The 20,770-nt window shown below is 63.8% G+C and carries 16 protein-coding genes; 10 read left to right on the forward strand and 6 right to left on the reverse strand.

Features of this window, described 5'->3' with window-relative positions; genetic code table 11:
• Positions 1 to 141: 141 nt before the first annotated feature.
• Positions 142 to 471: a hypothetical protein gene (locus tag BT115_RS14150; RefSeq protein ID WP_072323278.1), complete on the forward strand. Its 330-nt coding sequence runs from the start codon at positions 142 to 144 to the stop codon at positions 469 to 471.
• Between the two features lie 25 nt (positions 472 to 496).
• Here BT115_RS14150 and BT115_RS14155 read toward each other — a convergent pair whose 3' ends face one another.
• A complete protein-coding gene (locus BT115_RS14155) occupies positions 497 to 1,288 on the reverse strand; it encodes an AraC family transcriptional regulator (protein ID WP_218184760.1) in 792 nt (263 codons plus the stop codon).
• A gap of 138 nt (positions 1,289 to 1,426) precedes the next feature.
• Between BT115_RS14155 and BT115_RS14160 the strand changes: the two genes are divergently transcribed.
• The 5 genes from BT115_RS14160 (at position 1,427) to BT115_RS14180 (ending at position 6,551) form a co-directional block, all read left to right on the forward strand.
• On the forward strand, positions 1,427 to 1,681 hold the full coding sequence (locus BT115_RS14160) for a hypothetical protein (RefSeq protein WP_072323280.1): 255 nt from the start codon (positions 1,427 to 1,429) through the stop codon (positions 1,679 to 1,681).
• Positions 1,682 to 1,740: 59 nt separating this feature from the next.
• Positions 1,741 to 2,199, forward strand: a complete 459-nt coding sequence (locus BT115_RS14165; RefSeq protein ID WP_072323281.1) for a MarR family winged helix-turn-helix transcriptional regulator — start codon at positions 1,741 to 1,743, stop codon at positions 2,197 to 2,199.
• 22 nt (positions 2,200 to 2,221) lie between these two features.
• Entirely contained in the window at positions 2,222 to 3,682 is a 1,461-nt protein-coding gene (locus BT115_RS14170; protein WP_072323282.1) for an efflux transporter outer membrane subunit, read from the forward strand.
• Between the two features lie 24 nt (positions 3,683 to 3,706).
• The gene (locus BT115_RS14175) at positions 3,707 to 4,918 is read left to right on the forward strand and encodes an efflux RND transporter periplasmic adaptor subunit (RefSeq protein ID WP_072323283.1); all 1,212 of its coding nucleotides are present in this window, start codon (positions 3,707 to 3,709) and stop codon (positions 4,916 to 4,918) included.
• 106 nt (positions 4,919 to 5,024) lie between these two features.
• A complete protein-coding gene (locus BT115_RS14180; protein ID WP_072323284.1) occupies positions 5,025 to 6,551 on the forward strand; it encodes a DHA2 family efflux MFS transporter permease subunit in 1,527 nt (508 codons plus the stop codon).
• A 288-nt stretch (positions 6,552 to 6,839) separates the two neighbouring features.
• Here the strand turns inward: BT115_RS14180 and BT115_RS14185 are convergent, their stop codons facing one another.
• Positions 6,840 to 7,370 carry an acyloxyacyl hydrolase gene (locus BT115_RS14185; protein ID WP_072323285.1) on the reverse strand — a complete coding sequence of 177 codons (531 nt, stop codon included), beginning with the start codon at positions 7,368 to 7,370 and terminating at the stop codon, positions 6,840 to 6,842.
• A gap of 238 nt (positions 7,371 to 7,608) precedes the next feature.
• Between BT115_RS14185 and BT115_RS14190 the strand changes: the two genes are divergently transcribed.
• Positions 7,609 to 10,596 carry a bifunctional diguanylate cyclase/phosphodiesterase gene (locus tag BT115_RS14190; protein WP_072323286.1) on the forward strand — a complete coding sequence of 996 codons (2,988 nt, stop codon included), beginning with the start codon at positions 7,609 to 7,611 and terminating at the stop codon, positions 10,594 to 10,596.
• 730 nt (positions 10,597 to 11,326) lie between these two features.
• Here BT115_RS14190 and BT115_RS14200 read toward each other — a convergent pair.
• The 3 genes from BT115_RS14200 to BT115_RS14210 form a co-directional block, all read right to left on the reverse strand.
• Positions 11,327 to 11,770, reverse strand: a complete 444-nt coding sequence (locus BT115_RS14200; RefSeq protein ID WP_143144577.1) for a hypothetical protein — start codon at positions 11,768 to 11,770, stop codon at positions 11,327 to 11,329.
• 192 nt (positions 11,771 to 11,962) lie between these two features.
• Entirely contained in the window at positions 11,963 to 12,208 is a 246-nt protein-coding gene (locus tag BT115_RS14205; protein ID WP_143144578.1) for a hypothetical protein, read from the reverse strand.
• A gap of 405 nt (positions 12,209 to 12,613) precedes the next feature.
• Positions 12,614 to 17,176: an RHS repeat-associated core domain-containing protein gene (locus tag BT115_RS14210; protein WP_072323290.1), complete on the reverse strand. Its 4,563-nt coding sequence runs from the start codon at positions 17,174 to 17,176 to the stop codon at positions 12,614 to 12,616.
• Between the two features lie 244 nt (positions 17,177 to 17,420).
• Between BT115_RS14210 and BT115_RS14215 the strand changes: the two genes are divergently transcribed.
• Positions 17,421 to 18,197 carry a DODA-type extradiol aromatic ring-opening family dioxygenase gene (locus tag BT115_RS14215; protein WP_072323657.1) on the forward strand — a complete coding sequence of 259 codons (777 nt, stop codon included), beginning with the start codon at positions 17,421 to 17,423 and terminating at the stop codon, positions 18,195 to 18,197.
• Between the two features lie 20 nt (positions 18,198 to 18,217).
• Here the strand turns inward: BT115_RS14215 and BT115_RS14220 are convergent, their stop codons facing one another.
• Positions 18,218 to 18,994: an SDR family NAD(P)-dependent oxidoreductase gene (locus BT115_RS14220; RefSeq protein WP_072323291.1), complete on the reverse strand. Its 777-nt coding sequence runs from the start codon at positions 18,992 to 18,994 to the stop codon at positions 18,218 to 18,220.
• Positions 18,995 to 19,104: 110 nt separating this feature from the next.
• Here BT115_RS14220 and BT115_RS14225 point away from each other — a divergent pair, with 110 nt between their 5' ends.
• On the forward strand, positions 19,105 to 20,067 hold the full coding sequence (locus BT115_RS14225) for a LysR family transcriptional regulator (RefSeq protein ID WP_072323292.1): 963 nt from the start codon (positions 19,105 to 19,107) through the stop codon (positions 20,065 to 20,067).
• Between the two features lie 61 nt (positions 20,068 to 20,128).
• Positions 20,129 to 20,728, forward strand: a complete 600-nt coding sequence (locus BT115_RS14230) for a hypothetical protein (RefSeq protein ID WP_072323293.1) — start codon at positions 20,129 to 20,131, stop codon at positions 20,726 to 20,728.
• The last annotated feature ends 42 nt before the right edge of the window (positions 20,729 to 20,770 follow it).

The raw sequence follows: 20,770 nt of genomic DNA on the forward strand, positions 1-20,770 counted from the left end.
TCACTCCGTCTTCATCTTCGAACGCTCGGACGTGATGCTCGTCACGCCTCGAGCGGTTCGCCGCAATTCTCGGAATTGTCCGATATCCTTCCGCGCCGCGTCCGCGCAGCCTCGCCGCTCTTCATCAAGAGGAGCACCGCGATGCATCATCGTTTTCCCGTCATCGCCTGGATGGTCGCCACCGTGTCTCCCCCGGACATGGGCAGCCTGAATTGCGCCAACGAACACTTCGTCGCTGGAGAGCGCCAGCTACCCACCTACGTCGAAGCGATAGCGCAATGCGCGGAGGAAGAACGCGGCATGACTCACCCGAAGACGGGCGAGTACGAACTGCAACGCTCCTGCTACGACGCCAGTCCTCCGGGCGTACACGGTGAATGGCGATACGGGCGCATCTCCCTCGACGTGATCGAGCGGCGCAGCGGAGACGCCTATACGTTCGAGACGCTATGGATGTGCAAGCCGCTCTAGCGGCGCGCGACCAAGACCATGCGCCTCAGGCACCGGCGGCCTGCCGCGCGAGGTACCTGCCCGGCGAATCGCCGAAGGCCTTGCGGAACATCGCCACAAACGCACTGGGCGTGGCATAGCCGAGGGCATCCGCGACCACGGATACCGATTCGCCGTGGGCCAGGCGCTCCAGCGCGCAGGCGAGCCGAGCTTGTTGCCGCCACTGCGCGACGCTGCATTGCGTCTCCTGGCGAAACAACCGGGTGAGGGTGCGCACGGACATGCCGGCCCAACTGGCCCACTCCTCGATACCGCGCGTATCGTCCGGACGCTCGAACATCGCCATGGCGATGCGCCGCAGGCGGCGATCGACGGGCATGGGCAGATGCAGCCCCTCCACCGGCGCGCGCCGCATTTCATCCAGCAGCACGGCGAACAGGCGATCCTTCTCCGGCTCGCGTGCCGCGTCCACCGGCCAGGTGGCTGCGCGCTTGATGATGGCGCGGAAGAGGTCGTTCACTCCCACGACGCAGGGCCGGTCGGGCAAGCCTTCCGCCGCGCACGGTGCGATGAAGACCCCCCAGGCATGACTGGGGCCCGCGATGCTCACCGTGTGCCGCACGCCCGGTGGCATCCAACCCGCTCTATGCGGCGGAAGCAACCACGAGCCGTGCTCGGTACGCGTGATCACCAACCCCTGTTCCACGTAGAAGAACTGCCCGCGCAGGTGGCTGTGCCAGTCGATTTCTTCCAGCGGCAGCTCGCCCCGCGCCTCGTAGGCGATCAGCGGCGGATCGTCCTCGCTATCAAGCAGGGCACGCATGCGTTCGTCCAGCATTTGGCCGTTCCTCGACATAACTTGGCCCGATAACGATATCAGGCCGATAGCTTCCATGGCTAACATTTGCAGTCCCAAACAATGTCCTGAGTGGCGATTGACCTCGGCACTGCGGACCTCGACGCCGGAGAAGTCCCCATGATCCGTCTCGTCACTTACGACTACAGCGACCTCTCGGAAGGCACCGAGGCCGGCGAGGCCCTGGTCACCTTCGTGGCCTGCGCCCACGCCATGCTGGACCCAAGCACGCCGGAAGAGCAGGTACGCCACCTCGAACCGCGTCTCCTGGCGCAACTGCCCACACTGCGCGCGCTCGGCGTCTTCGAGCTCTTCGATGTGCGCGACTCCGCACTGGCCGCCCTGCTAGCTGACGAAGAAGCTATACCGAGTTGAATATATGCCCGACGCATATTTGCCTTGACAACTATATTTAGGGCAATAGAATATGCGGCATGAACAATCCCGCCTGCCCCACACCCGACGGCAGGGACAGCCTCGGCTCCCTGATCGGCCTCGTCCGTGGCGAGATCGTCAGGGCGATCGAGTCTGACCTCGCCGCGCAAGGTGCCGACCTCCGCTTCACGCAGTTCCACATGCTCAAGCGGCTCGCCCTTCTCGGCCCCATGTCCGCCACCGAACTGGCCCGGTCCGTGGACCTGGACGGCGGCGCCATGACCCGGCAGCTCGATCAGCTCGAAGCCAAGGGCTATCTCCGCCGCCAGCCGCACGAACAGGACCGCCGCGCCCTGCGTATCGAATTGACCGAGGCGGGCGAGGCACTGTGGCGGCACCTGTACGAAAGCAATGTGGCGACGCTCGAACGCGCCCAGCGCGACCTGTCCGCTGAAGAGCGCGAGCGACTGCACGACTACCTGGAGCGCGTGCTCGTCTCGCTCCGCGACAAAGATTGATCTAGACCTCGAGGCAAAACGCATGCGTCTGCACACTCTTGTGGCGGCCGTCGGAGCCGCATTGATCCTTTCCGGCTGTGTGACCAGCCGTGGCCTGGATCCGCAGGGCCGACTCGCCGATCCGTCCACCCTTCATGCCGAGCGCAGCCTGGCCAAGGCGCAGGTCTCGCCGGCCAACTGGCCCGCGGCCGATTGGTGGACCGGGCTTGGCGACAGCCAGCTCAGCGCGTTGATCGAGGAAGCGCTGAAAGACAACCCGGACCTCGCCGCTGCCGACGCGCGCGTGCGCCAGGCGCAGGCGCAGACCGGCTCCGCTGATGCCGCCCGCGATCCGACCTTCGCAGTCGGCGGTGGCGTCGCGGGCGCGCACCTGCCGGGCACGCTGTTCCCGGCGCCGCTCGGTAACCACTTCAGCTGGACGAAGTACGGCTACGGCAATTTCAGCTGGGATCTCGACCTGTGGGGCGGCAAGCGCGACGCGTGGGAAGCCGCCGTCGGCGCGCAGCGCGCCAGCGAAATCGACGCGCGCGCCGCTCGCATCGAAATCTCCACCAATGTGGCGCGTGCCTACGTGCAGCTCGGCTATGCGTTCACGCAGATGGACGTCGCCAAGGCCGAACTGGATCGTAGCCGTGCCTCGCGTGATCTCACCCGTCAGCGCGTGGCTGCCGGCGTGGACAACCAGATCCAGGTCAAGCAGGCCGATTCCGAGCTCGCCACGGCGGAGCGTGAAATGGCCGTGGCGCAGCGTGCGATCGATTCATCGCGCAGCGCGCTCAGCGTGCTGCTCGGCAAGGGCCCCGACCGTGGCTTGGACATCGAACGACCGGCCGTGCTGACGCCGTCGGCGGTGAGCGTGCCGGCGAATCTTCCGGCCGACCTGCTCGGTCACCGCGCCGACCTCGTCGCCGCGCGCTGGCGGGTCGAAGCCGCGTCGAAGAACATCGCGGCCGCGAAGACGGAATTCCTGCCGAACGTGAGCCTCGGCATCCTCGCGGCGCAGGTGGCTGGCGGCTCGGAGAACCTGTTCGCCTCGCGCGCCCGCTTCTGGCAGGTGCTGCCGGCCTTCAGCCTTCCGATCTTCGACGGCGGTCGCCTGCGCGCGAACCTCGCGGGCAAGGACGCCGACTACGACCTGGCCGTGGCGCAATACAACAAGGTGCTCGTGGGTGCGGTCAACGAAGTGGCCGACGATCTTTCGGCGCTCGACTCGCTGGGTACGCAGATCCAGGCGCAGCAGCGCGCGCAGGACGCCGCGCAGCAGGCCTATGACCTTTCGCAGCAGCGTTACAAGGCGGGCGTCGGCAGTTATCTGGAATCGCTCATCGTGCGCCAGCAACTGCTCCAGGCCGAGCAGCGCATGGCCGCGCTCCGGGCGCAGCAGGTCGATACCTCCGTCCAACTGATCCAGGCGCTCGGCGGCGGTTTCCGCCCCGAGGCAGACGACCAGCCGGTCGCCGCCGCCACGCCGGCCCATAACTAAGAACACGTCCCGAGGCAGCTAACGATGTCCCAAGAAACTACCGCCCCTGCCGGCGCCGTCGTGGCGCCGCCACCGAAGAGCCGTCGCGGCTTCTTCCTCAAGCTCCTGTTGCTCGTCATCATCCTCGCCGGCATCGGCTGGACCATCTGGTACTTCGTCGACGGTCGCTGGTACGAGGACACCGACGATGCCTACGTCAACGGCAACGTCGTGCAGATCACGCCGCAGATCGCGGGCACCGTGACCTCGATCGGCGCCGATGACGGCGACCTCGTCCACCAGGGCGACGTGCTGGTGAAGCTCGATCCGAGCGACGCGCAAGTCGCCCTGGAAAGCGCGCGCGCGAACCTCGCCAATACCGTGCGTCGCGTACGCGGCCTGTACAACAACGTAACCTCGGCGCAGGCCGATGTGGCAGTACGTCAGACCGCGGTGGATCGTGCCCGTGCCGACTACAACCGTCGCCGCGACCTCGCGAAGTCGGGTGCCATCTCGGCCGAGGAACTGTCGCATGCGCTGGACACCCTCACCTCCGCCGAAAGCAACCTCGCGTCCGCGAAGCAGTCGTACAGCAGCAGCAAGGTGTTGGTCGACGACACCGTCGTCGCGTCGCATCCTGATGTGCGCGCCGCGGCCGCCAAGCTGCGCTCCGCATATCTCGATGACGTGCGGACCACGCTGCTCGCACCGGTGGACGGTTACGTCGCGAAGCGCACCGTGCAGGTGGGTCAGCGTGTGCAGCCGGGCGCCGCGTTGATGGCGGTGGTGCCGCTCCATGAAGTCTGGATCGACGCGAACTTCAAGGAAACCCAGCTCACCCATATGCGCATCGGCCAGCCGGTGGACGTGACCGCCGACGTCTACGGCAGCGACGTCGTCTACAAGGCGAAGGTCCGCAGCCTCGGCGTGGGCAGCGGCAGCGCGTTCTCGCTGCTGCCGGCGCAGAACGCCACGGGTAACTGGATCAAGATCGTGCAGCGTGTGCCGGTGCGCGTGGTCTTCACCGATCCGAAGCAGTTGGACGAGAAGCCGCTGCGCCTGGGCCTGTCGACCAAGGTCACCGTGTCGCTGCACGACCAGAGCGGCCCGCTGCTGGCGAAGCAGGCACCGACGCAGCCGGAATTCTCCACCACCGTCTACGACAAGCAGCTTGCCGATGCCGACAAGGACATCGAACGCGTGATTCACGAGAACGCGTCGGTCGGTGACGGCGACCAACAGAAAGCTCCGAAGTAAGGGAACGGCCTCCCTCGCCGTGGGAGCGGGCGGCGGTCATCGACGGTAGTACCGACGATGGCCCGCCTCCCCGTCCCGGTCCCTCCCTCAAAGACCAGGCTTATCCATGAGCACCGAATTTCGACCGCCCAATCTGGCGCTGTCCACGGTCGGCCTCTCGCTCGCGACCTTCATGCAGGTGCTGGACACCACCATCGCGAACGTGTCGCTGCCGACCATCGCCGGCAACCTTGGCGTCAGTTCCAACCAGAGCACCTGGGTCATCACCTCGTTCGCGGTGAGCAACGCCATCGCACTGCCGCTCACGGGCTTCCTGACCCGCCGCTTCGGTGAGACCAAGCTGTTCGTCTGGGCGACCCTGCTGTTCTCGCTGGCGTCGTTCCTGTGTGGCATTGCGCAGAGCATGAGCATGTTGATCCTGTTCCGCGCGATCCAGGGCGCGGTGGCGGGTCCGATGTACCCGATCACGCAAAGCCTGTTGATCTCGATCTATCCACCGGCCAAACGCGGCATGGCGCTCGCGCTACTGGCGATGGTGACCGTGGTCGCGCCGATCGCCGGCCCGATTCTCGGCGGCTGGATCACCGACAACTACACCTGGCCGTGGATCTTCTTCATCAACGTGCCCATCGGCATCTTCGCCAGCTTCGTCGTGGCCAACCAGATGAAGGGACGCCCGGAGACCACCGAGCGGCCGAAGGTCGACTATGTGGGCCTCATCACCCTGGTCATCGGCGTGGGTGCGTTGCAGGTCGTGCTCGACAAGGGCAATGACGAAGACTGGTTCTCATCCACGTTCATCGTCGTGACCGCGATCATCGCTGCCATCGGCCTGCTGGTGTTCCTGATCTGGGAGCTGACCGACAAGGATCCGATCGTCAATCTCAAGCTTTTCCGCCACCGAAACTTCGCCATGGGCACGCTGTGTCTGGTGTTGGCGTACGCGGCGTTCTTTGCGATCGGTCTGCTCGTGCCGCAGTGGTTGCAGCGCAACGTGGGTTATACGTCCACATGGGCCGGTTTTGCGGCCGCGCCGCTCGGCATCCTGCCGGTGATCCTCACGCCGTTCGTCGGCCGCTACGCGCACAAGTTCGATCTACGTGTACTGGCGTCGGGCGCGTTCATCGTCATGGGCGCCACCTGCTTCATGCGCTCGGAGTTCTTCCTCGACATCGACTTCTTCAGCGTGGCAATGGTGCAGTTGATCCAGGGCCTCGGCGTGGCGTTGTTCTTCATGCCGGTGCTGAGCATCCTGCTGTCCGACCTGCAGCCGCGCGAGATCGCAGCGGGCTCGGGTCTGGCGACGTTCCTGCGTACGCTGGGCGGCAGTTTCGCGGCATCGCTCACCACGTTCCTGTGGGACCGGCGCGCGATCGTGCATCACGAACGACTGGCGGAAAACATCACGCCGTTCAATCCGACGGCACAGCAGACGCTGACGCAGATCGGCCACGGCGACTCGCAGTACGCGGCGGCGGCGGTCAACCAGATGATCACGCAGCAGGGCTACCAGATCTCCTTCAACGAGGTCTTCCACATGCTCGGCTACGTCTTCATGGCGCTGATCTTCGTGGTGTGGCTGGCGAAGCCACCGTTTGCGGCGAAGGCGGGGCCGGCAGCCTCGGGGCATTGATATAGAGAGAGCGTTGTGGGAGCCGCCATGGCGGCGAGGTTGTGGGAACCGCTATAGCGGCGAGAAGCCAACGGAGCGAAGGTGGGAGCCAGCCTGCTGGCGAAAAGCCAACGAAGCGGTATAGCGGTGAGGCAAATCCATCGCCACCAGGGTGGCTCCCACCAGCAAGCCCCTTCGCCGCCATGGCGGCTCCCACACGCATAGAAGAGCGCGACCTTAAGCCTTTTCTCAAACCCACAAAAAAGCCGACGCCTCACAGCGCCGGCTTTTTCGTTTCCAAGGACCGGATCAGATGTCGAAGCCGATACCGACCAGGGCCATCGTCTCGCCACGGTTGGGCTCCTTGAAGCTGCCGTTGGAGATGTGGCGGACCTGGAAGCTCACGTTCTTGTACTGCCAGCCGAGCGTGCTGACGAACTCGTAGCCACTGGACAGGGCCTGGGTGCGGCCGCCGGCCGTGCCCGCGACCTGGAAGCTGAAGAAGAACGGGTGGTACCAGTCGCCGTCGCTACCGTAGTGCAGTCGCGCACCGAGGGCGCCGACCCAGACGTCGTTGGTCACACCCGGATGCGAGTCGCGATACCGACCAATGTCACGCCCCTCGATGTAGCCCAGGGACACGTCCGGCGACCAGGTGAACCGGCTCTGGCCCATGGCGCGCGGGTCGAATACGGCCTCGACGAAGAAAGCGTTGGTGCCGTAGCTGTCCATGTAGCTGCGGCCGCCCTGCACTTCGATGTGGGTTTGGGCGGCGGCGGGGACACTGACAGCGGCAAGTAAGGCGGCCGCGAGGGCGCCGAGTGCGAGGGACGATCGCATGGAGGGGGTAGTCCTTGTAGTGGGGCGTTTATGAACTGGATCGTTCGGTAAATAGTGTCCAGCGAGCGTGAATAAAGAGGCCGGCGACATATTTTTTTATGGGTCATGCCGGAAAGGCTTGGCGGCCCCTGCCGTGAAGGCGCATCGTTCAAGCCGCCCGGGTCGCTGCCGTTAAGAACCCACAGACCTGTCAGCGTACGGGCGGGCATTCGGGTCAATGCGGCGGAGGACAGGAGACGTGAAAGGCGAGACGTTCAAGGGAGCGACGAAGATCCGCGCCCGCCACGTGCGCCTGGCGACCTGGTCCGTTTCGGTCGCGTTGTCCGTGGGCGTCGTGGCGCTTGTGGCCATCCTCCAATACGACGGCTACCAGCGCATGCTCGGCAGCGCACGGCGGCAGACGGCGGCGTCGGTCGCGGGAACGGTACGTCTCATCGATCAATACGTCGACGCGAGCCTGGGGCCGCTGCTGGCCCTGCGCAACGTCGTGGACAGCCCCGACACCGGGCTTTTGCACACGCGCCTTGCCGAAGTACAGGCACGGCACCCCGAGCTGCCGAGCTTCGTGGCGCTGGACGCCGATGGCGGGGTCATGGCCTTGACCAATGGCCCCCTGCTCAACTGGCGCGACGCCGTCGCTTTACCTCGGCACCTGGCGCTGGGCGCACGCGTCCGCGTCGGCGTGGCGCCCGCCGAGGACCGGACGCCCCCTTCGCTCCGCGTGCTGGTCGATTCTCGCGTGCCGGTCCCCGCGACCTTCGGCACGCTCGTGGACGCGGAGCGCGTACGCGATGGCATGCGGCACTCCATGCTGGGCGCCAGCGCCGCCATGAGCGTGTTTTCGTTGGACGGGCGCCTGTTCGTCAGCAACCGCGACGACATCGTCACGCCCTGGATTCTTGCGCCGCCCGACGCTGGCACCTCGGGTGGCTACGATGACGACGAGCGACTCTATTCGTGGGCGGCGTCGGATCACCACCCTTATGCCGCACTGGTGAGTCTGGATCGCGCCAGCATCCGTGACGAGTGGCTGCGTCAGGCGCAGCCGTCGATGCTGGCGACCCTTGCCCTCGTGCTCTTGCTCAACGGATGCGCCGCGGTCTTCGAGCGCGCCTACCGCCGCCAGGGTCGGCTGCTGGACGCCCTTTCGCGCAGCGCGCGGCACCTGGGCGACGTGCAGCGTTCGGGGCACATCGGCCTGTGGGAGGCCGACCTTGCCGACGGCACTATCAGTTGGTCCGGGCAGGTCCATGAGATCACCGGGCTGCCGCCCGAACGCATGGGCGGACGCCACGGCACCTATTACAAGCTGGTGCATCCGGAGGATCAGCCCGCCATCGTCGCGTGGCTCGACCTGTTCAAACTCGGCGATGGGCCGTACGAGTGCGAACATCGGCTTTGCCGCCCCGACGGCCGCGAGGTACGCGTCAACCTGCGCGCGTCGCGCATCACCAACGAAGAAGGCCACGCGGTCCTCGCGGGGACCATCAGCGAGATCACCGCCCTGCACGAAACGCGGCAGCGTCTGCAGGACACCGACCGCGATCTAGCCGCGAGCGAAGCGGCCTATCGACAGTTGCTGGCGCGGATGCCCTTGCCGCTCGTGGTCGTGCGCAACGACCTGATCGAGTACGCCAACCTGCTCGCAGAGGAACGTCTGGGCGACGGGCAGTCCACGCTCGTGGGCCGCGCCGCCGCGGACTATCTCGACACCGATGCGTTGAACGCCGTCCGGCGCGGTACCGCGGAAGGCTCCAGTCTCATGGCATGGCTGAACCCCGAGCGCGGCATGCCCTTCGAGGCCGAGCTGGCATTGTCGGAATACCGCGATCCGCGCGGACTCGGCACGCTCGTCATCGTGCGCGACGTGACCGACCAGCGCCGCTACGAAGAGCGCCTCAATCATCAAGCCACCCACGACGAACTGACCGGACTGCCGAACCGCCGCGCCCTCCGCGAAAGGCTCGACGAATTGGTGGCCGCCGCATCGGTCGACGGTTCGGGGCTGATGGTGCTGTTCGTGGACCTGGACCACTTCAAGGTCATCAACGACGCGCTAGGCCATGCACTGGGCGATCAGGTGCTGCGTGACGTGACGCTGCGCCTGGGCGATGCGCTGGGCGGTGCCGGACAAGTGGGCCGGTTTGGCGGCGATGAATTCGTCGCCATGCTGCCTTTCGAGGGCTCGCCGGCAAAAGCCATCGACATCCTGCCGCGCATCCAGCGCGCGATCGAGGAACCGCTGGAAGTGGCCGGTACGCTGCAGCGCTTGAAGTGCAGCATCGGCGTCGCCTTCGCGACGCGCGATGGCGCCGACGCGGATACGTTGATCCGCAACGCCGACACGGCCATGTACGACGCCAAGCGCTCGGGGCGACATACGTGGCGCTGCTATTCCGCGGAAATGCATGCGACAGCCATGGCGCGACTGACCGTGCTCACGCGGCTCGCCGGCACGAACCTCGACAACGAGCTGGCACTCGCGTGGCAGACGCAGCACTCGGGGAGCGACGGGCGAGTGACCGGCGTGGAAGCCTTGCTGCGCTGGCCGTCGGCACCTGGGGATCTCGTGCGCAACGATCGTCTCGTGCCATTGCTGGAAGAAACCGGCGCGATCGTGCAGGTCGGGCAATGGGTATTGCGCGAAGCATGCCGCCACCAGCGCCTGCTGCTCGAAACGATCGGCCCCCATTGTCGTATCGCGATCAACGTATCGGCGCAGCAACTGGTACATACCGATCTCGTGGCCGAGGTGCGTCAGGCGCTCGCAGAAACCGGCGCCAGCGCGTCGGCACTGGAACTCGAACTCACCGAAAGCGCGTTCATGCACGAACCGGAACGCGCCATCCGCACGTTGCACGAACTGCGCGCCATGGGCGTCAGCATCGCGCTGGACGACTTTGGCACCGGATACTCCAATCTGACCTATCTCTCGCGGCTACCGCTGGACAAGATCAAGATCGACCGCCACTTCACCTCCACCCTTTTGCAAGACGAAGTCGACGCGTCGATCTGCCGCTCCATCATCTTCTTAGCCCGCAGCCTCAGCCTCGAAATCGTCGCCGAAGGCGTCGAAACCGACCGGCAACGCCACTGGCTGCTAGCCGAGGGTTGCAATGCGATGCAGGGCTATTTCTTCTCGCGACCTGTGCCGATCGAGGAGCTGCATGGTCGGTATGCGGTGGTAGCGCAGGCTTATGATTCGCTGGGTTCGCCTTTGAGTTGATGCTACGGCGCAGGAGCATTACCTGCTGCATTGTTCGCCGATCAAACCCGTGCATATCGCTTCAATGCGGCCGACGTCCACCGCCGCCAGCCGCTCCAAGCGTGATGCAGATCGCGTTCGGACATGAAACGGGCGCCGGGGCTACCGGCTAGTGACCAGGGCAACCATCAGTGGTTGAGCCGCTCGGTGGAGAGCTTCGAGGCCCTCTGCCGCATCATCGAACCAGGCGGCGCAGTTACATCAACAACACCAAGCCTCAACTGCACTGCAACCTTAGGCCCGCGACTGGGCTCATCCCCGACCAGCTCTGCCCTTTTAGCGCTGGCGTATTCGATCACTAGATGCCGCCCGTCTTGCCAACGAACGTTCACACCGTAAGCGCTAGCGTTTCGCGCGGCGTCATACAGCGTTGCCACTCGTTCGGACGGTCGGCACACATGATTCCTCTCCACCAGGCATACGACGTAGAAGAACGAGGTCGTGGCACCGCCGCCCTGTTCCAATACCACCGCCTCGGATAGGCGATCCGGCGAGGGTATTCGCGCAACTTCGTCATCTTGCGTCGAACACCCGATGAGCAAGAGCAGCGTGATCTTCAAGAATAATAGTGCCCAAGGTCTCACGACAGAACCCGCTCCCCACATGTCGACCATGAATACCGCGGCGACCTAAGGCGCATAAATGCAACCCTGATCGTGGAAGCCTGCATGCACGCAGCAGCCGAGAAACATCAAGCGCAATAGTCCGGACTACCCGTTTGATAAGTCCACTTGACAGTCATATATGCCGTCGTGCCCTGCTCGGCAGGAGTGGGCTCAATGACAGCGGCAACTCCATCACGGCAGTACGTCAGGGACACGTATGGATGGTCTCTCTCGTCAGTCAAAAGCCAGCCAGATTCTGGCATCTCGGATTTGAACGTTGCGACAACCTCCCCCAGAGGCAATGGCGTTGCTAACTTCGCGCTCACAGCCACGGACACGTCCTTGTCGAACGACTTCGATATCGTTGCAGACTCCGAAAAAGGTAATTTTCTAAGCACTTCCCTTAGCTCGACCACTGTCGAGCGCCGCATATTTTTCCCGCGAATCCAGTCAGCGGTCGTCATATAAAGCGCGGTGGAAAATATAACCAGGAAGAGAGCTATGCCTAGCTTGTTCGCTATCTCAATCACCAAGAAAATCCCGTATCAATCGTCTTATGGTTGTTCTCGAGAACCTGAAACGAGACGCCCGGATTGCCGAAACCTGTCGCTAGGCCGACCCCGCCGCGTTATCTCGGGGGACGTCGAACCTGGCGTCGTAGACGAAGTCGCGTACGCCGATGCGTGTGGTGTTGCCATGGATCTCGGGAACACGCCGGCGCCTTAGGGACGCATAAATGCGATCGTGATTGCGAAAGCGAACACACATATGGCAACCGAGAAAGTTGCGGCAAGCGACCTGACGAAAAATCGTCCGCTCTTTCGTGTTCGCAGCACAAGACTGGCCGAGATGACAGTCGCGACGAAGCCATAGGCCAGCGTCAGCCACAGGTTTTCCACCGATGCGCCAACAAAATAACCTGAGTTCGGCGTAGCCAACAAAGAATTCGGCCGCAGAGCGAGCACCATGATTCTGTCGAAGGATAGAAGTCCCACCGCGACAAAGAAGCATGCAACCTGCGCAGGAAGACACCGTATTAGCGCCATAGCCTTATCCACTCAAACATTCCATTAGGACGGCACTAAGGACTCCTTGAACGCAAAGCAGGGATACCAGCAGCCCTACGTCCTTGAGTAACCCACCACTCCTGGCTGCGATCGCCACAGACAGGAGAAGACATGCGATGTTGACGCTCATTAAGACGCCTGCGGTCGAACCGCCAATCGACACAGCCGATGGAATGCGGAGACCGCCCAACATCTTCCAATCCAAAAGCACGCCATGCGCCAATCGCTCGGCAGAGAAGCAGCACGTCGCTACCGCCAGGCTTGCACAACACGTTTCGACGCCGTAAAGAAGGCTCCTTGGCACGCTCAGTTCTCCACCCTAATTCGCCCGTACCGAATCAGTTCTTCGCTATCCTGACCGCCAGGCCATCTACTCATCGAGCGAACAGTCACGCGGTCCGTACTCGTTTTTTGCAGAACCTGATCAATGGGACGCCAGTCGTCCCACGAATTAGCGGATATGCAGCCGATTGTCATGCCGGGGCGGTGCAATCTGAAGTTGTTGCGACCGGTTCCCTCATGAACATCGTCTCCGTAGGTAGAATCAATCGGCTCAAGGCGATAGAAGTCATCTTTACCTTTTCGCTCCAATATGTCGTACCAACCGGATGGGATTGGATCACCATACGGCTTGCCACCCGATACGAACATTTGACTAATTGTTTCACCAGTATCCGCGTCTACTAATGTAAGTTGATTCGTTTTTTTGTCATAAATACCGTTTACGTGCAAACCAAGCGGATCAACCCGCAAATACGGATTGCTCCCCACATACGCATACGTCGATATGCCGCCCGCCAAACCAATCGGATCACTTTGCACGTATCGGCCGCTGAGTGGATCGTAGTCGCGCCAGCCGTTCTGGTGGAGGCCGGTGACGGCGTCGAAGCGTTGGCCGGGGAAACGCATGTCGAAGACGTATCGCGTGCCGTCGCCGTCGGGGTCTTCGTTGGGGGCATCGCTGCCGAACGCGTCGCCGACGATGGACCAGGCCCAGATGGGCTTGTCGGTGGCACGATCGATGACCACACGTGGCGTGCCGAGGTGATCGGGCTGGATGTCGCGGATGGCATCGCCGTCGAATGCCACGATCGGCATGTCGCCTAGCCACGCCACCTGACGAATCGGACGGCCTGCGCCGTCGTAGTCGCCCAGCCAGTGGCCCGCTTCGTCGTGCAGTGAAACAGTGGTCTGACCGGCGATGTACTTGGCGATTTGCTGACCGAACGGGTTGTAGACGTAGTTCATTTCCACTACGCCATTGATCTTGGCCTGGCTCATGCGCCCGCTGGCGTCGTAGACGAATTCACGGTCGCCGATGCGCGTGGTGTTGCCGTTGGCGTCGTATTCGCGTGGTACGTCGGCAGCCATTAGCAGTCTGTGACTGTCTGCGGCGTAGTCGAAGCGACGCTTCTGTAATGCGCCGGTGTTCCAGCTCATGCGATTGCCCGTTGTGTCATAGGTGTACTGATGTCCGATGGCCGGCACGCCGAGCCAAGTGGCCATGGTGAGGCGGGATACGCCATCGGCGGACATAAAGCCCGAGGTCAGGCCAGCACTGATGGATTCGATCTCGCTGTCTATGTACTCAATGTTGAGGTTAAGTCCACCTGGACGGCGGTCATGCACGCCGGTGACGAGACCCAGGGGGTTATAGCTGCGCGTCAACGTTCGTGCGCCAGCGGTCCATCGTAACGTTTGCCCGAGGGCGTCGTACCGCACGTCGGTCACTAGGGGCTGCGGAGCGACCAGTGGCAGTTGCGTAGTCACTGCCACGACCTGTCCTACAGCATCGCGCGTATAGCTGACTGTGCGGCCATCAGGGTAGGTCATCGCCGCCAAGCGTCCGGCCGGTGTATAGGCATAGCGTAAGTCGAGCCGAACCCCGCGGGTCACCTGAGTCTTCTGCACGACCCGTCCTGCAAAGTCGTAACAGAAGCTGGTGTGGCCGTCGCGATCTGTTGCCTTGCTCAAATGCCCCACGGCATACGTTGCATCGGCCGCGCACGTCGTGTCGGCTTGATCGTAGGCATACGTGACGCTTGCGCCATCGCTGTAGGTCACGGTGGTCAAACGGCCTGCGGCGTCGTACGTACGTTCGATGGTTCGCGCATCGGCGGGTGTTTCGCGCACCGGCTGCCCTGCGGCATCATGTTCGAACGCCGTTTCACCGGTATCGGGGCTGCCCTGCCACAGCAGATCGCCCAACCCGTTGCGCAGGTAACCCGTGGACAGACCCTTCGGGTCCACGACGGTCTTTACTTTATCCGTGCCGTCGTAGTCGAGGCTTATCGCGGTGCCCTCCGACTCAGGGTCCTGGGTAATGCGATCGACTCGTCCTCGCGCATCACGTCGCAGGAGAGGGCCGTTGGCCGAACCATGCGCCTGCAGTAGACGCCCGTTGGCGTCCACATCGTAGTCGATTGGGTAGCCGGAATATTGGATCCGCTCAGGGATACCACGGCTGTCATAGGTGAATTCGCGTTCCAGGTCTTCGGTATTGTCCGCACGAAGGAAGGTGTCGCGGGAAATCCAGCCTTGTGCGTCGCGCTCGATGTTGCGCTTTCTTCCCACCGCATCGACCAGCCCAATCAATCGGCGCGCCGCGTTGTAGCGATGCGTAAGCGTACCTCCGTCAGGATCGGTGAGCGTGTGCACGTCGCCGTTAGCCGTATACGTCGTTCGGACGACGATGTCCTGTGCCGAGGGTGCGCCGTCTCGTCGGGCACGCATGGTCACCGTGAGCGGGCGACCCATGGCGTCATAGGTGCGTTCGGTACGCGCACCATTGGAGTCGGTGCTGGCGAGTACCCGACCGGCGGCGTCGTAAGCCAGCACGGTTTGGACGTGACCGAGCGGATCGGTGATCGTGTGCAGGTCGCCTTTGCGCCAGGCACACGAGACACCCGTGGCGCAGCCCGCATCGTCGGTCGCACGGTAGGCATAGCGAGTGGTGTCCGCCGAGCCGTCGAGCGGTCCGTCAATGGTCAGGAGTCGCCCGGCCGCGTCGTAGCTGAGCCGAGTGATACGCTCCTCGGGCCACGGCTCGCCGCCGGCTTGACCCGCGTCGGCCGCGCCGCCTTGCCGTTGTTCGATGAGATTGCCCTTCTCGTCATACTCGAAGGTGGTCCAATGGCTGCCGTTGTCGATGCGCGTGGGCTTGTCGAAGACGGTATGCCAGCGTGTGGTCACCGTGTGCTGCACAGGGGTGCCTTCCGCTTCCGTCCGCTCGATTTCCAACTGACGCTTGCGGTCGTACTGGTATGTCGTTGGCACACCGAGGTAATCGGTCTGGCGGGTGACGAGTCCGCCAAGGTAATTGAAGTCGCGCGTTACCGTCTCGTTGCGCACATCCTCCTGACGCTGACCAAGGCGGATCACACCGCTGGCATAGGCGGGAATCAGATAGGCATCCCGTTGGTCTGGACGCATGACACGGATACGATCACTCCGTATATCCAGATCGGTACGTTCCGTATCGTCGCCATGTGCCGAGCCGATGGCCCGGTTGTCGCTGTCATATCGGAATGTGGCAAAGCGTCGGCCGTCCTTGCCGATGATGCCGGTGAGCTTGTGGTTCGGCGTACCGCCGAAGGCCGGCTCGTCGTAGCGGTACTGCACGTTGTGTCCGTCGGGATAGCCGACTTTCACCAGGTCGGCGTCGAGACCTTCGAGGATGTCGCCGCTGTAGCTGTAGTTGAGCCTGCCGTCGGGCGTATCGACCGTTTCGACACGACCCAGGTGGTCGTAGCTCAGGCGTAGCTCGCGACCCTGCCGATCCATGACGTTGACGAGTACCGTTGCCTTGAGGCCTATACCGACGGTGATGTCGTCGTAGCGCAGCGTCAACACGTTACCGTTCGCATCAGTACGCGCTTGCAGACGACCCTTATCGTCGTAGCGCTCCTCGGTCAGGTCGGGCCAGGTGTAGACCCAGCCGCCTTCGGGATGCTCGCGTAGCTTGCCGCGCTCGCCTTCCGTCGGTACGAATCCATCACCCTGTTTGACGAAACGCGTTTCACGGCCATCTTCGCGCAGCAGGTACAGCGCCGTGCCATAGGCAAGGCCATTCGCGTCGTAATAAGGGCGCCGCACGAACGCGCGGTCGAAGCTGTGTCGCCATCGTGCACCGATGCGAGCACCTGCGGGGTAGCGCGCTCCGGCCGTGGGTGACATGCCGCCCATCGGGAATGCGCCACTGTGATAGGTACGGGCGAAGACCAGACCCGAAGACTCCGCGCCCTGGTAGTCCACCACCTGTTCGATCTTGCTCAAGGTCAGCGGATTGATCGGATTGCCAACGACCGGGCTATTGCCGATCGGGCATTGGTTCGCGCCGCTCTCTTCGGGAACGCCCAGGCTTTCTGGCTTGGGCAGCACGTCGGGTGAAACACAGGCGACGGCAAATCGACCCGTGTCCGGGTCGCGGTTCCTGAAATAGGTGCCCCCATCACTCACAAGCACAGCCTCCGCAGGGCAACTGCGGACAACCGAAATGCCGCCGTTGATGATCCGTTCGCGGGAGCCAGTGACATCCTCCGTCAGTAACCTGATGTCCAGCACCGAATAGGCGCTCTTCCGCTCGGCCTTGCCCGGAATCTCACGCAGCGCGTGGGTCACATAGTCACAGCGGGAAAGCGACGGTTGGCCTGCGCACCACTGCGCTGCCGCGGTGCGTGCGTCGGTATCGAGCTGGTCGCCTTCGTGGTGTTCCGGCCCGTCGGGCGTGGGAACAAGGTGACCATCGACGAAGGACGGAAAATACAGCGGCTCCGGCTCTTGGGCCCAGGCGCTACCGGTAACCAACGCTAGGCTGACCGCGAGGGTGAGCGAGCGGTGCCGTGAACGCAGCAGACAATGGTGCGACATGATGTCCTTCCTGGCCGGCAGTCGATGAGCGGGCCAAGGTAGAGGTCGATGTCGCGGGTAGATACGGGATTATTCTGAAAAGCACGTACGATGTTTCGTAATCGATGGGGAGGCGAAAGCGGGACTGATGCCCCCGTCGTTCACCACCAGCGCCAATGCGTTCGCCGTATGACGATTTAACGCAATGCCCCAGGCGCCTACATTCACCGTAGTGGCACGTGCCACGTTCCCACCCGGTGATGCCATGTTCCGCGCCCCCGCGATCTTCGTTTCCCACGGAGCCCCCACCTTCGCCCTTGAGCCGGGCCTGCTCGGCTCGCGCTTGACCGAGCTTGGCGAGCGATTGGCGAGTGCCACGGCCATCGCGGTGGTCTCGCCGCATTGGCAGACCTGCGGCATTCGTGTGACCGGCGCGGCGTGGCCGTCGACGATGCATGACTTCGGTGGGTTTCCCGCGCCGCTGTACAGCCTCACCTACCCTGCGCCCGGTTCTGCGAGCCTTGCCTCGGAAGTGGCAGCGCTGCTGATCGACGGCGGCTTCGTGGCGATGGTGGATACCGAGCGCGGTCTCGACCATGGCGCGTGGGTGCCGCTGCGTTACCTGCGACCGGACGCCGATACGCCGGTCATCCAGGTGTCCATGCCGCACAACCTCGACACGCGCGGTGCGTTGCGCCTGGGGCGTGTGCTGGCTGGGTTGCGTGATCGCGGCATCGTCGTTATGGGCTCGGGTAGCCTCACGCACAACCTGCACGAGGTTCGGCGCGATGGCGACGTAGCCGCTTATGCCCGTGATTTCGCTGGCTGGGTACGCAAGGCCGTGACGGCGGGCGATGTAGATGCGCTGCTGGATTATCGAACCAACGCCCCGAGCGCCTTGCGCGCCCATCCCACCGAGGAACACTACCTGCCGTTGCTGGTGGCCGTCGGCGCCGCGATGGACGATGTGCCCATGGCGATCGACGGCGGTATTACCTACGGCGTGCTGTCGATGGACTGCTTCGCCTGGGGCGTCGCGTAAGCGACGCCCCGAGTGCGCCATCAGATCTGCGCCTGACCGCCGTCCACGAAGAGCTCTACGCCGGTGATGTAGCTGGCGTCGTCGGAGGCCAGGAACGACACCGCCTTCGCGACTTCGTCCGGCTCGCCGGTGCGGCCCAGCGGCGTGACGCTCGCCACATAGTCCGAGTACTCGGCGATCTGCTGGTCGCTCATGCCCAGCTCGCTCTTGTAACCCGGGGTGACCACCGTGCCCGGCGCGACCACGTTGACGCGGATGTTGCGTCCCTTGAGGTCGTTGGACCAGGTACGAGCGAAGGAGCGCACCGCGGCTTTCGTCGCCGCATACACGCCAAAGGCCGGCGCACCCTTGATCGACACCATGGAGCCGTTCAGCACGATCGCCGAACCCGGGCCCATCAATTCGATCGCCTTCTGCACCGTGAACAGCGTGCCTTTGACGTTGATGCCGAAGTACTTGTCGAACTGCGCTTCGGTGATCTGGCCGAGCGGCGCGAACTCGCCGCCGCCCGCATTGGCGAAGAGGATGTCCAGGCGACCACTCTTTTCGCGGATGGTGGAGAAGATGCGATCGAGATCCTGCACGTTGGCAATGTCGCCCTGGATCGCGGTCACACCCAGGCGCGCGGCCACAGCGTCCAGCTCGGCCTGGCGGCGTCCCGTGATGTACACGGTGGCGCCTTCGCGCATCAGGCGTTCGGCGGTGGCGAGGCCAAGGCCCGAACTGCCGCCGGTCACAAGGGCGATCTTGCCGGCGTGGCGGGTCGCGTGGATCTTGCTGGTGTCGAGGGAAGTCATGGGAATCTCCGGGGAGGCCGCGGCGCGGCCGATGGACGCCACTCTAGTTATTCGCCGCTGGTGGATAAATAATCTGATTTCGATTTCTTCATTCATAGGAAGAAACAATCATGGATCGCCTCCTCGCCATCCGCGTGTTCGACCGCCTGGTGGAAACTGGCGGCTTCGGGCGAGCGGCAGAAGCTCTGGATATGCCGAAGTCGACAGTGACGAAACTGATTCAGGGGCTTGAGCGGGAGCTCGGTGTCCGCCTCCTAGACAGGACGACGCGGCGTGTCACCGTCACCGCCGAGGGCGCGGCCTATTACGAACACACGCGTCACTGGCTTGCCGACCTGGACGATTTCGAGACGACGCTGGCCGCGGGCCGGGGCAACCCCGTAGGCACACTGCGCATCGACACCGGTGGCTCCGTTGCCGCCGGACTGATCCTGCCGCGCCTCGCCGAGTTTCGTGCACGCTACCCCGGCATCCGCTTGCAGGTCGGGGTCACCGACCGGACCATCGACCTGGTGAGCGAAGGCGTCGACTGCGCCATCCGCAGCACGAATGACGACACGAGCCTCGTCACCCGGCAGATCGCCGAACTGCGCTGGTCGCTATGTGCTTCGCCCGACTACCTCGCACGGCGCGGCGCGCCATCGACGCCCGAGGACATTCACCGCGACGCGCACGACGTCGTCGGCTATTTCTCCGCACGCACGGGACGGATGCTCCCGCTGCGCTTCCGCCGGGCGGGTGAGGACATTGCGATCGACGCGGCCGCCGTGGTCCAGGTCAACGAAAGCAACGCACACACGGCCGCCGTGCTCGCAGGCCTCGGCCTGGCGCAGACGCTCGCTTTCAGCACCGACGCTCACGTGGCGGCGGGCCGACTGGTGTCCCTGCTGTCGGACCTGCAGCCGCCGCCTCTTCCGGTCTATCTCGTTTACCCCCCGGAACGGCGGAACAACGCGCGGCTGCGCGCGTTCGTGGACTGGATCGCGGACGCCCTCCCCGCCCAGGCGGCTTCGCTCATCCATCCGTCGAACTCGTCGCTGGGATACGCAAACCATCGCGATATTTCAGATTGATCGTATGGATGGCGTTGGCGCCGCGAATGAGGATGAGTGGCCCCCAACGCAAGGAGACACCATGTCCCTCCATAGCACCCTGCCACGTTCTATCGCGCTGACGTCGCTGCTCGCCATCGCGCCAGTCCTGGCGTTCGCCGGCACTCATGACGACGCACGCAACCGCCCGCTTACCACCGGCACCATGTCCTTCGAGTGCCCGGACATGCCGGGCACGTTCCCCGAAATCGGCGGCAACTGGAGCTTGACTGTCGATGGCGTGGCTCACGCGTCGGAACCAGCCTATAGCGAAGGCCACCCCCACCCCGACCCCCTGAAAAGCGAGCGCCCACACACAGTGCATCTGCTCGGAAAGACTCACGAAATCACCATCGAGATCTATCCGTTTCCCGGCGATCGCTGCGTCGCGCCCGGAAGTTACCTGATCGGTTCTACGCCGGGCCCGGGTGTCGCCATCGTCACGTACAAGGAAAAGTCGCAGTCGGGTTCGACCACGTACGACGGTCACGACGGATTTGTCATGTTCGTGTTCTCGGGCGACGACGGCAGGCGGCGCAAAATGGACGGCATCTTCGGCTTCCTCGCAACGCACAGCGAACTGGGCACGAAGACCATCGCCGACGGCGCGTTCAGCGCGAACAACGGCGAGCTCTTTCAGTAGAGATCGTCAATGACCCACGGCGCCCCGCCCTGCTGCCGGCAG

Origin of the sequence: Luteibacter sp. UNCMF366Tsu5.1, assembly GCF_900119235.1 — a bacterium.
GTDB classification, from domain to species: domain Bacteria; phylum Pseudomonadota; class Gammaproteobacteria; order Xanthomonadales; family Rhodanobacteraceae; genus Luteibacter; species Luteibacter flocculans.

Coding starts and splice junctions, on each gene's coding strand:
- BT115_RS14150 (WP_072323278.1), top strand. CDS start 142: ATGCATCATCGTTTTCCCGTCATCGCCTGGATGGTCGCCACCGTGTCT.
- BT115_RS14155 (WP_218184760.1), bottom strand. CDS start 1,288: ATGCTGGACGAACGCATGCGTGCCCTGCTTGATAGCGAGGACGATCCG.
- BT115_RS14160 (WP_072323280.1), top strand. CDS start 1,427: ATGATCCGTCTCGTCACTTACGACTACAGCGACCTCTCGGAAGGCACC.
- BT115_RS14165 (WP_072323281.1), top strand. CDS start 1,741: ATGAACAATCCCGCCTGCCCCACACCCGACGGCAGGGACAGCCTCGGC.
- BT115_RS14170 (WP_072323282.1), top strand. CDS start 2,222: ATGCGTCTGCACACTCTTGTGGCGGCCGTCGGAGCCGCATTGATCCTT.
- BT115_RS14175 (WP_072323283.1), top strand. CDS start 3,707: ATGTCCCAAGAAACTACCGCCCCTGCCGGCGCCGTCGTGGCGCCGCCA.
- BT115_RS14180 (WP_072323284.1), top strand. CDS start 5,025: ATGAGCACCGAATTTCGACCGCCCAATCTGGCGCTGTCCACGGTCGGC.
- BT115_RS14185 (WP_072323285.1), bottom strand. CDS start 7,370: ATGCGATCGTCCCTCGCACTCGGCGCCCTCGCGGCCGCCTTACTTGCC.
- BT115_RS14205 (WP_143144578.1), bottom strand. CDS start 12,208: ATGGTGCTCGCTCTGCGGCCGAATTCTTTGTTGGCTACGCCGAACTCA.
- BT115_RS14210 (WP_072323290.1), bottom strand. CDS start 17,176: ATGTCGCACCATTGTCTGCTGCGTTCACGGCACCGCTCGCTCACCCTC.
- BT115_RS14215 (WP_072323657.1), top strand. CDS start 17,421: ATGTTCCGCGCCCCCGCGATCTTCGTTTCCCACGGAGCCCCCACCTTC.
- BT115_RS14220 (WP_072323291.1), bottom strand. CDS start 18,994: ATGACTTCCCTCGACACCAGCAAGATCCACGCGACCCGCCACGCCGGC.
- BT115_RS14225 (WP_072323292.1), top strand. CDS start 19,105: ATGGATCGCCTCCTCGCCATCCGCGTGTTCGACCGCCTGGTGGAAACT.
- BT115_RS14230 (WP_072323293.1), top strand. CDS start 20,129: ATGTCCCTCCATAGCACCCTGCCACGTTCTATCGCGCTGACGTCGCTG.